10 protein-coding genes are annotated in these 10,105 nt (G+C 58.5%); 2 read left to right on the top strand and 8 right to left on the bottom strand.

Annotated features, from left to right (window positions below; translation table 11 throughout):
- Nucleotides 1–6 precede the first annotated feature (6 nt).
- Complete coding sequence (cobA, locus tag ACUN0G_RS07040) at nt 7–750, top strand: uroporphyrinogen-III C-methyltransferase (protein WP_445572984.1); 744 nt, start codon at nt 7–9, stop codon at nt 748–750.
- A 60-nt stretch (nt 751–810) separates the two neighbouring features.
- Here cobA and ACUN0G_RS07035 read toward each other — a convergent pair whose 3' ends face one another.
- From ACUN0G_RS07035 to ppsA, 8 genes are all read right to left on the bottom strand, one after another.
- Entirely contained in the window at nt 811–1,794 is a 984-nt protein-coding gene (locus ACUN0G_RS07035; protein WP_421525728.1) for an OmpA family protein, read from the bottom strand.
- 107 nt (nt 1,795–1,901) lie between these two features.
- A complete protein-coding gene (gene sigX, locus ACUN0G_RS07030; protein WP_258344320.1) occupies nt 1,902–2,492 on the bottom strand; it encodes an RNA polymerase sigma factor SigX in 591 nt (196 codons plus the stop codon).
- An 87-nt stretch (nt 2,493–2,579) separates the two neighbouring features.
- Nucleotides 2,580–3,404: a mechanosensitive ion channel family protein gene (locus ACUN0G_RS07025; protein ID WP_008432650.1), complete on the bottom strand. Its 825-nt coding sequence runs from the start codon at nt 3,402–3,404 to the stop codon at nt 2,580–2,582.
- Nucleotides 3,405–3,406: 2 nt separating this feature from the next.
- Nucleotides 3,407–3,652, bottom strand: a complete 246-nt coding sequence (locus tag ACUN0G_RS07020) for a hypothetical protein (protein ID WP_003215011.1) — start codon at nt 3,650–3,652, stop codon at nt 3,407–3,409.
- 86 nt (nt 3,653–3,738) lie between these two features.
- Nucleotides 3,739–4,734 (bottom strand): zinc transporter ZntB, encoded by a 996-nt coding sequence (locus tag ACUN0G_RS07015; RefSeq protein ID WP_258344319.1) that lies wholly within the window; start codon nt 4,732–4,734, stop codon nt 3,739–3,741.
- A gap of 25 nt (nt 4,735–4,759) precedes the next feature.
- Nucleotides 4,760–5,251: a ribonuclease E activity regulator RraA gene (rraA, locus tag ACUN0G_RS07010; RefSeq protein WP_258344318.1), complete on the bottom strand. Its 492-nt coding sequence runs from the start codon at nt 5,249–5,251 to the stop codon at nt 4,760–4,762.
- A 222-nt stretch (nt 5,252–5,473) separates the two neighbouring features.
- Nucleotides 5,474–6,463, bottom strand: a complete 990-nt coding sequence (locus tag ACUN0G_RS07005; protein WP_258344316.1) for an alpha/beta hydrolase — start codon at nt 6,461–6,463, stop codon at nt 5,474–5,476.
- A 107-nt stretch (nt 6,464–6,570) separates the two neighbouring features.
- Nucleotides 6,571–8,946 carry a phosphoenolpyruvate synthase gene (ppsA, locus tag ACUN0G_RS07000; protein WP_063032371.1) on the bottom strand — a complete coding sequence of 792 codons (2,376 nt, stop codon included), beginning with the start codon at nt 8,944–8,946 and terminating at the stop codon, nt 6,571–6,573.
- 178 nt (nt 8,947–9,124) lie between these two features.
- Between ppsA and ppsR the strand changes: the two genes are divergently transcribed.
- The gene (gene ppsR / locus ACUN0G_RS06995; RefSeq protein ID WP_003215001.1) at nt 9,125–9,943 is read left to right on the top strand and encodes a posphoenolpyruvate synthetase regulatory kinase/phosphorylase PpsR; all 819 of its coding nucleotides are present in this window, start codon (nt 9,125–9,127) and stop codon (nt 9,941–9,943) included.
- Nucleotides 9,944–10,105: the final 162 nt, after the last annotated feature.

Here is a 10,105-nt window from a genome sequence, read left to right as displayed (position 1 = left end):
AAGCATATGAGCGCAAAAGTCTGGCTGGTGGGCGCAGGTCCCGGCGATCCGGAGCTGCTGACACTCAAGGCGGTGAGAGCCCTGCGGGAAGCCGACGTGGTGCTGATCGATGATCTGGTCAACCCGGCGCTGCTGGAGCATTGCCCCACTGCACGGCTGATCACCGTGGGTAAGCGCGGCGGCTGTCGTTCCACGCCGCAGGCGTTTATCCATCGCCTGATGTTGCGCTATGCCCGGCAAGGCAAATGCGTGGTGCGGCTCAAGGGTGGCGATCCGTGCATTTTTGGTCGCGGCGGCGAAGAGGCGGCGTGGCTCAGGCAGCAAGGGGTGACCGTGGAGTTGGTCAACGGCATTACGGCGGGGCTGGCCGGGGCGACGAACTGTGATATCCCGCTGACGTTGCGCGGTATCAGCCGTGGCGTCACGCTGGTCACGGCTCACACTCAGGACGACAGCAGCCTCAATTGGCGAGCACTGGCCGAGGGCGGCACGACGCTGGTGATCTATATGGGCGTGGCGAAGCTGGGGGAGATTCGCCAGCAGTTGCTGGAAGGTGGCATGAGCGATGACATGCCGGTGGCGATGATTGAAAACGCCTCGTTGCCACATCAGCGTGAGTGCCGCAGCAGTCTTTCCCGGATGCAGGAAGATGCGCACGAATTTGCGCTCAAGAGCCCGGCGATCCTGGTGATTGGCCGGGTTGCCCAGGCGACACAAGCGGTTGAGGCCCTGGCCAGCGCCACCGCCTGAGGTAAATTACAGGCGAAAAAAAGCCCGGCCTAAGCCGGGCTTTTTTCTACAACTCAGTAATTACTGAGCTGCTTGTGCTTCTACCGAGGCTTCTACGCGACGGTTGATAGCACGGCCAGCTTCAGTTGCGTTGTCAGCAACTGGGCGGGATTTGCCATAACCAACCGAGCTTACACGGTTAGGAGCAATACCGTCTTTGACCAGGACTTGCTTAACAGCGTCAGCACGACGCTGGGACAGCTTCTGGTTGTAAGCGTCAGGACCGACGGAGTCAGTGTGACCTTCAACAACGGTGGTGGTTTGTGGGTACTGTTTCATGAAGTCAGCGAGGTTTTTCACGTCGCCGTAGCTGTTAGGCTTAACAACCGACTTGTCGAAGTCGAACTTCACGTCCAGCTCAACACGAACAACCTGAGCAACCGGAGCTTCTGGCTCTGGAACTGGCTCTGGAGCTGGTGCTGGGGTAGGAGCTGGAGCTGCTGCGCCAGCGTTACCGCCGAAGTTTACACCCAGGCCGACCAGTGCGGAGTAATCCCACTTGCCGTTGTCGATTGCGTAGTCAGCTTCAACACCGGCACGAGCGTACAGGTTGTTGGTGAAGTAGTACTTCACGCCAGCGCCAGCGATAGCCAGAGTCGACTGATCGCGACCGCTGTGACCATCAGCCTGTACGTTGGAACGGCTCTGGTGGCCGAAACCGCCCTCTACGTATGGACGCAGGGAGTCAACACCAGCTTGACCGAAGTGGTACTGGGCAGTAACGCTGCCGGTATCACCTTTGATCTTCTGGTTGCCAGTACCGTCGTTAGAACGGGTGTGGTTGGTTTTGTCGTAGCTCAGGTTCAACGACAGGTCGTCGGTCAGGAAGTAACCAATGCGAGCGCCTGGGTTGAAGCCGTCTTCGATATGCTTGACGCTATCGTTGTACTGCTTCTTGTAGAACAGCTCGCCTTCAACTGCGCCTTGGCCTTGTGCCAGAACGCCGAAAGAAGTAGCGGCAATAAGAGAACCAATGGCCAAGCCCAAGGTGTTTTTCAGTTTCATCCGTTAAATCCCCATCTGGTGATTGTAAAGCAGTCCCACATACCGGGGGACAACTCGGCGACAAGTCTAACAGAACTTGCCTACACGTAAGAGATATTTGCCACGCACTAAGTTTCAGTGCTGACCGCAAATTTCTCACGTAATTTATCAAGAGCGCGTTTGTAACGCATTTTTGTAGCACTCAAACCCATATGCATGATGTCTGCGATTTCCTGAAACTCCAGCTCTGCGACAAATCGTAGCACCAGAATTTCCCGGTCAATCGGATTCACATGCACCAACCAGCGATCGAGTCCGCCCTTTTCTTCCGAGGTTGGCGTCTTTTCTTCAGACGCTTCCTCAAGGGGGTCCAGACTCAAAGCGTCCATCAAGCGACGCTTTCGCCGTTCCTTCCGATACTGCGTGATGCACTCGTTGTACGTGATGCTGTAGAGCCATGTCTTGAACTTCGATTTGCCCTCGAAGTTCTTCAGGCCGTAGAGCACCTTGAGCATCACTTCCTGACAGACATCATCCGCATCTCTATCGTTCCCTAAATACCTTGAACAAACGTTGAACAGAGTGCGTTGATACCTGCGCATCAATTCTTCATACGCGCGTGTTACGTGAAACAGCTCCGTGTGCGAGCGCGCGACCAACTCCTCATCAGAGAGCTCACGGGGGTCATAGCGCGTGGACAGCGTTTGGGCTTTATTCAAAACAAGTCGTGCCGACAGTCAGGTCAATGTCCGCCAGAGTCTGGATACCCAGGTTCGCGGCGGCGTACATTAGCAGGATTCGCCGGGTTAGCGGCTAGTCACATGCTGTTCCAGCAAGATCCGATTCGAAAGCGACACCAGTTCGCCGTCGTCCGTCAGCACCGTCGTCTTGACCGTGCCGATCTCCTCGATCTGCCCTTCGACCTCGCCCACACGCACTTGTTGCCCAACCTGATATAGCTCACGCACATAGATTCCCGCAAGAATCTGCCCTGCAATTTCCCGACTTCCCAGCCCCATGGCCAGCGCAACGGCCAGACCAACGGTAATCAAAACAATCACAATCACGTGGTTCAGCAGGTCAGTCTTGACCTCCAACTGGCTGATCGCGACCGAAATACTGATGATAATCACCAGGCCCTGGGCAATTCGCCCCAGGCCGCTGGCGTAATCCAGACCTACGCCTTCAGCCGCACCGCGCACCAGGCCGTTGGCCAGTTGCGCCAGCAAAACCCCTACCAGCAACACCAGCGCGCCACCGAATACTTTCGGCAAATACAGCGCCAGCATGTCGAGCGTAGCTGAAACTCGCTCAAGTCCAAGGGATTCAGCCGCAGAAACCAGAAAAATCAGCAAAACAAACCAATAAACGATCTTGCCGATCAATGTCGAGATCGGTACCTGCAACCCGGCACGCCCCAGAATCTTGGTCAGGCCGGTACCACCCATCAATCGATCAAGACCCAGTTTAGCCAGCAATTTGGAAAGCAGGGTGTCCAGCAGCTTGGCCACGACAAACCCCAGCAGTACCACCACCAATGCACCAAACAGGTTGGGAATGAAATTCGCCACCTTGGTCCACAGTGCAGTCATTGCAGTTACCAGACTCTGGGTCCAGAGATCGAGTTCCATATTCATTCAGCCTTATCAGCAGTGCGAGCAAGAGGTTTACGACGGGAAACCGGTGAAACGTGGGCCGAACCGTTGTTCAACGCCATCATCAACGCCGGCAACCAGCGGCCGAGCAGACCGAACAGATCCCCCGCCCCGACCTGGCGGTTGGCGGTTTTCAAAACGCGACCCAGGCAAGCATCGTCGTCCCGGTTGGACGGCGAGGCATTCAGCATGTCACGCAAAGACTGTTCGAACGGATCGTGCATAAAAAACCTCTCGCAAGTGATTTAAAAGACGAGGGTAAAATTCTTCGGGTCACATGACCTCTTTCCACGTTCAGGTCACATTCAGCTCACACCCAACGTAAACGTCGAAACAACCACCACTGCCCGACCGCCACCGAGACCATCATCAGGCAGGCAATCAGGAATCCGTAAGGGCTGGTAGAGAACGGAATTCCGCCCACATTGATCCCCAGCAAACCGGTCAGAAAACTCATCGGCAGGAAGATCCCGGTGATGATCCCGAAGCGGTACATGGTGCGGTTCATGCGCAGGCTCAAACGCCGGTCTTCGGTCTCCAGCACAAGCCCCACGCGCTCCCGGGACAATTCCAGCTCCTCCAGGTAACGGGTCAGGCTGTTGTTCAATTCGTTCCAGTAGTCAGCATCGTCGTCACAGAACCAGGGCAATTTGATCCGGGTCAACTGCGCGAAAATATCCCGCTGCGGCGACAGGAAACGCTTCAGCCCGGCAGCACGCCGACGGATCTGCAAAACGCTGCCATGCTCCGGAGTATACCGTTCGTCGGCATCCAGTTTTTCTTCTTCGATATCGACGATTTCGGACAGATCGCTGACCAGATCCTGAACCTTGTTGGTCAGGTACTGCGCCATATACAGGACCAGTTCCGAGGACGTCTTCGGCCCCTTGCCGTCCGCCAGTTGCACCAGCAACTCGTCGGTGGCGCGCAATGGGCGCAAACGCAGGGAAATCACCCGCGCGGCCGAGGCAAAGATCCGCACCGAGACCATGTCTTCCGGTTCGGCGCCGGGATTGAGGTTGACCCCGCGCAAAAACAGCAGCAGTTCAGCGTCCGGCAGTGGCAACAGGCGTGGGCGGGTGTTTTCCTCCAGCAGCAGGTCACAGGCGAACTCGCTCAAACCGCTGGATTTGCGCAACCAGGTCTGGGTCTGGGGGTGACTACGGTCCCAATGCAGCCACAAGCTTTCCTGAGGCTGCAGTTGCAGCTCATCAAGCTCTGTCCGGGCAATCGAACGCGCACCACCTTTACCGTCCAGCACCAGGGCATGCACCAACCCCCACTGCGCGTTTTCTTCCTCGAACATCCTCACCCCTGTCGGCTACGGCTATTTATTCAGGCATTTTCAGCGGGCTTGGGGAGACGATCACGCCGTTATTGTCGGCATACACGTACTCGCCAGGGCGGAAGGTCACGCCGGCGAATGTCACCGCCACGTTCAAATCGCCAAGACCACGCTTGTCAGTCTTCATCGGATGGCTGGCCAGGGCCTGCACGCCCAGGTCGGTTTGGGCGATCACGTCCACATCACGGATGCAGCCGTAGATCACCAGCCCTTCCCAGCCGTTTTTCGCGGCTTTCTCGGCGATCATGTCGCCCAGCAACGCGCGGCGCAGGGAACCACCACCATCGACCACCAGCACCTTGCCGGCGCCGTTGAGTTCGGCTTGTTCCTTGACCAGGGAATTGTCTTCAAAGCACTTGATGGTCACGATCTCGCCACCAAAGGAGTCTCGGCCGCCGAAATTGCTGAACATCGGCTCAACTACCTGCACCAGCTCCGGGTAGGCATCGCACAGGTCGGGGGTAAGGTAATGGTTCATCGAGAAACTCCTGTAGGTGAAAGAAGGTGTCGAACATCCCACTGTTTACTTACATCTGGAAACGCTTTGCCATGAAGGTTCTTTAATCCGGGTCGAATAGTCAGGCCCATCGGACAGCAACGCAAGACCTACTGCGCGACTGAATATGACCAGAACCACCCAGCGCGTCATATCTTAGCCGCTACGGCAAACAAGCGAAACGCCCCTGATAGAGCCTTGCGCTCAAACTGCTGCCAGCTCCTGAGACTGCGCCCCCATCAAAGGTGTGAACGGATCTTTCAACCAACCCCTCACCAACGGCCACACCTCAACCTGTGCGGCCTTGCTGACGAGCATCTCGACGTGCCCGAAATCCCCGCTGAACCCTTGCTGGCGCCCCAGGCACAGGTACTGGCGATGCTCGGAGCCGACCTGTTCGAAGAGCTTGCGACAGGCCCAGTCCGGGTCCTGATGATCGCCGGCAGCGCTCACCGCCAAGAGCGGCACGTCGACACCTGCCAGGCCTTTCCACCAATCCTGCTTACCTTCGCCAAAGCGGCCGAACAGACCATTCCAGCGCATGGCTTCAATCAACACGCCCGCCGGCTCGTCCTCTGGGCCGCGTTTCAGCCGGGAGCCAGACAACTCGCCAAAACGTTTCAAGAGCAGGCGACCGGTCCATTCCACCGGTGGCAGTTTCAACGGCCAATGGGTGCGGCTGACCTGGCAGCCAAACAACGCCACCGAGGCCACCGCCGGCGCGCCCAGATGCTGCCCACCCAAGGCCGCAGCCAAGGTCGTACCGCCCAGGGAATGCCCGATCCAGTGAGGAATCTGCCCGCTTTGCTCACGCACAAAGGCGGCGATGGCCGGCAAGTCGTAGCGCGCATAGTCGGCAACGCGATTCTTGGCGTAATCGTGGTTACGTCGGGACAGCCCATGGCCGCGCATTTCCGGAATCCAGACATCGAACCCCTCGCGCGCCAGGTAGGCACCCAGGCCGATACCCTTGGGCGAATACCAGAAGCGTCGGTTGGAGAAACTGCCGTGCAACAAAACCACCGGCACGCCCCGGTTTTCCGGGACATCAGCCAGGCCCAGGCGGGTCACGGCCAGCTCGACGGTGCCGTCGGGGCTGTTGCCAGGTTTCAGCCGGTACACATCTTCACTCAGGTCGCCACGACGCTCAGCGCTGATCAAGGCGACGGGGAACAGGTTGCTGCTGCTTTGCATAATGCTCTTGCACAAAAAAGGGCGGCGTCCGGAAGGAGTTCCGCCCTGTACAGAATGAGAAATGCCGGCCAACCGCAAGGGTGACCGGCACTTTGGGGTGCTGCGTTTTACGCCGGCGTTTGACCTTCAGCCAGGAAGAACCAGGTTTCCAGTACGGAATCGGGGTTCAGCGAGACGCTTTCGATGCCCTGCTCCATCAGCCACTTGGCCAGGTCCGGGTGATCGGAAGGGCCTTGGCCGCAGATGCCGATGTACTTGCCAGCCTTGTTGCAGGCCTGGATAGCGTTGGCCAGCAGCTTCTTGACCGCAGGGTTACGCTCGTCGAACAGGTGAGCGATGATCCCCGAGTCGCGGTCCAGGCCCAGGGTCAGCTGGGTCAGGTCGTTGGAGCCGATGGAGAAGCCGTCGAAGAACTCCAGGAACTCTTCGGCCAGGATGGCGTTGGACGGCAGCTCGCACATCATGATGACCCGCAGGCCGTTTTCGCCACGGGACAGGCCGTTTTCTGCCAGCAAGTCCACCACCTGGCTCGCCTCACCCAGGGTGCGCACGAACGGCACCATGATTTCGACGTTGGTCAGGCCCATCTCGTTGCGCACGCGCTTGAGGGCACGGCATTCCAGCTCAAAGCAGTCGCGGAAGGCTTCGCTGATGTAACGCGAAGCACCACGGAAGCCCAGCATCGGGTTTTCTTCTTCCGGCTCGTAGAGCTTGCCGCCGATCAGGTTCGCGTATTCGTTGGACTTGAAATCCGACAGCCGCACGATGACCTTTTTCGGGTAGAACGCCGCCGCCAGGGTGCTGATGCCTTCCACCAGCTTCTCGACGTAGAAGCCCACCGGGTCGTTGTAGCCGGCGATGCGCTTGTCGACGCTTTCCTTGATGTCCGGCGGCAGGCCGTCGTAGTTCAACAGCGCCTTGGGGTGAACGCCGATCATGCGGTTGATGATGAACTCGAGGCGGGCCAGGCCCACACCGGCATTCGGCAACTGCGCGAAATCAAAGGCGCGGTCCGGGTTGCCGACGTTCATCATGATCTTGAACGGCAGGTCCGGCATGGCGTCGATGGAGTTTTGCTTGATGTCGAAGCCCAGCTCACCTTCGAAGATAAAGCCGGTGTCGCCTTCCGCGCAGGATACGGTCACGCCCTGGCCGTCTTTCAACAGTTGGGTCGCGTTGCCGCAGCCCACCACTGCCGGAATCCCCAGCTCACGGGCGATGATCGCCGCGTGGCAGGTACGCCCGCCACGGTTGGTGACGATGGCGCTGGCGCGTTTCATCACCGGTTCCCAGTCCGGGTCGGTCATGTCGGAGACCAGCACGTCGCCTGGCTGGACCTTGTCCATCTCCGACACGTCCTTGATGATCCGCACCTTGCCGGCGCCGATGCGCTGGCCGATGGCACGGCCTTCCACCAGCACGGTGCCGGTTTCTTTCAACAGGTAGCGTTCCATGACGTTGGCCGAAGTGCGGCTCTTCACGGTTTCAGGGCGGGCCTGAACGATGTACAGCTTGCCGTCGTCGCCGTCTTTGGCCCATTCGATGTCCATCGGGCACTTGTAGTGCTTCTCGATGATCATCGCTTGCTTGGCCAATTCGCTGACTTCGGCGTCGGTCAGGCAGAAACGCGCGCGTTCGGCCTTGTCGACATCAACGGTTTTCACCGAGCGACCGGCCTTGGCCTCGTCGCCGTAGATCATCTTGATCGCCTTGCTGCCCAGGTTGCGGCGCAGGATGGCCGGGCGGCCGGCTTCAAGGGTGTGTTTGTGGACGTAGAATTCGTCCGGGTTCACCGCGCCTTGTACGACGGTTTCGCCGAGGCCGTAGGCGCCGGTGATGAACACCACGTCGCGGAAGCCCGATTCAGTGTCCAGGGTGAACATCACGCCGGCGGTGCCGGTTTCCGAACGCACCATGCGCTGCACACCGGCAGACAGGGCCACCAGCTTGTGGTCGAAACCCTGGTGTACGCGGTAGGAAATGGCGCGATCGTTAAAGAGGGAGGCAAATACTTCCTTGGCCGCGCGGATCACGTTTTCCACGCCGCGGATGTTCAGGAAGGTTTCCTGCTGGCCGGCAAAGGATGCGTCTGGCAGGTCTTCGGCGGTGGCCGAGGAGCGCACGGCGACGGCCATGTCCGGGTTACCGGCCGACAGCGTGGCAAACGCGGTGCGGATCTCGGCGTTGAGCTTCTCGGGGAACTCGGCTTCCATGATCCATTGACGGATCTGGGCGCCGGTCTTGGCCAGGGCGTTGACGTCATCGACGTCCAACGCATCGAGGGCGGCATGGATCTGATCGTTGAGGCCGCTCAGCTCGAGGAAATCACGGTAAGCCTGGGCAGTGGTGGCAAAACCACCTGGCACCGATACACCGGCACCCGCAAGATTACTGATCATCTCGCCCAGGGATGCGTTCTTGCCCCCTACGTGCTCTACATCATGGACGCCGAGCTTATCGAGGGAAACTACGTACTCTACCAAGGTGATCTCTCCACTTTCTGTGTTGGAAAAGCTCAGGACGCCGGCGGCTCAGTAGGAGCAGTTACCGGCGTTTGTGGCCTGGACCTGGAAAATAAGTGAGAATGCGGCCCACTGCGGGACGGCAAAATCGCGCCTATCATATCCAAGATTCGTCATCAGCTTAAGGCCCAAGGCTCAAATGAAACGATCTGCTTTCTTTATCTCCGACGGCACCGGCATTACAGCCGAAACCCTGGGTCAAAGCCTGCTGGCGCAGTTCGAAAACATTACCTTCAGCAAATTCACGCGACCCTATATCGATAGCGTGGATAAAGCGCGAGCCATGGTACAACAAATCAATCTGGCGGCCGAAAAAGACGGATTTCGTCCGATCATTTTCGACACCATCGTCAATCAGGACATTCGTGAGATCCTCGCCACCTCCAATGGTTTCATGATCGACATCTTCTCTACCTTCCTGGCGCCGCTGGAACAAGAGTTAAGTGAACATTCGTCATACTCCGTCGGAAAATCTCACTCCATCGGCCACAACTCCAACTATATGGAGCGGATCGAGGCGGTGAACTTCGCCCTCGACAACGACGACGGCGCCCGCACCCACTACTACGACAAGGCTGATTTGATCCTGGTGGGCGTGTCCCGCTGCGGCAAGACGCCGACCTGCCTTTATATGGCCATGCAATTCGGGATACGCGCGGCCAACTACCCGCTGACCGAAGACGACATGGAGCACCTGACGCTGCCGAGCGCTTTGCGCGCGCACCAGCACAAGCTGTTCGGGCTGACCATTGACCCGGACCGGCTGACGGCGATCCGTAACGAGCGCAAGCCCAATAGCCGTTACTCCAGCTATGCGCAGTGCGAATTTGAAGTGCGGGAAGTGGAAAATCTGTTCCGCCGGGAGAATATTGCGCACATCAATTCCACGCATTTTTCGGTGGAAGAGATTTCGGCGAAGATTCTGGTGGAGAAAGGGGTGGAGCGGCGGTTTAAGTAACCGGCAGTTCAGGCACCACAGATCAACTGTGGCGAGGGGGCTTGCCCCCCGTGGGCTGCGAAGCGGCCCCAGTAATGCCACCGCAGTCTCTCAGACAGAACGGCGTCGGCAGGTTTGGGGCTGCTGCGCAGCCCAACGGGGGACAAGCCCCCTCGCCACAAG

The organism is Pseudomonas sp. 32A, assembly GCF_052682255.1.
The sequence above is the reverse complement of the archived record's forward strand: the minus strand, read 5'-3'. Positions and strand labels throughout refer to the sequence as shown.

Excerpts from the sequence above, each read along its gene's own strand:
- cobA (WP_445572984.1), top strand. The coding sequence starts at position 7 with ATGAGCGCAAAAGTCTGGCTGGTGGGCGCAGGTCCCGGCGATCCGGAG.
- ACUN0G_RS07035 (WP_421525728.1), bottom strand. The coding sequence starts at position 1,794 with ATGAAACTGAAAAACACCTTGGGCTTGGCCATTGGTTCTCTTATTGCC.
- ACUN0G_RS07025 (WP_008432650.1), bottom strand. The coding sequence starts at position 3,404 with ATGGAACTCGATCTCTGGACCCAGAGTCTGGTAACTGCAATGACTGCA.
- ACUN0G_RS07020 (WP_003215011.1), bottom strand. The coding sequence starts at position 3,652 with ATGCACGATCCGTTCGAACAGTCTTTGCGTGACATGCTGAATGCCTCG.
- ACUN0G_RS07015 (WP_258344319.1), bottom strand. The coding sequence starts at position 4,734 with ATGTTCGAGGAAGAAAACGCGCAGTGGGGGTTGGTGCATGCCCTGGTG.
- rraA (WP_258344318.1), bottom strand. The coding sequence starts at position 5,251 with ATGAACCATTACCTTACCCCCGACCTGTGCGATGCCTACCCGGAGCTG.
- ACUN0G_RS07005 (WP_258344316.1), bottom strand. The coding sequence starts at position 6,463 with ATGCAAAGCAGCAGCAACCTGTTCCCCGTCGCCTTGATCAGCGCTGAG.
- ppsR (WP_003215001.1), top strand. The coding sequence starts at position 9,125 with ATGAAACGATCTGCTTTCTTTATCTCCGACGGCACCGGCATTACAGCC.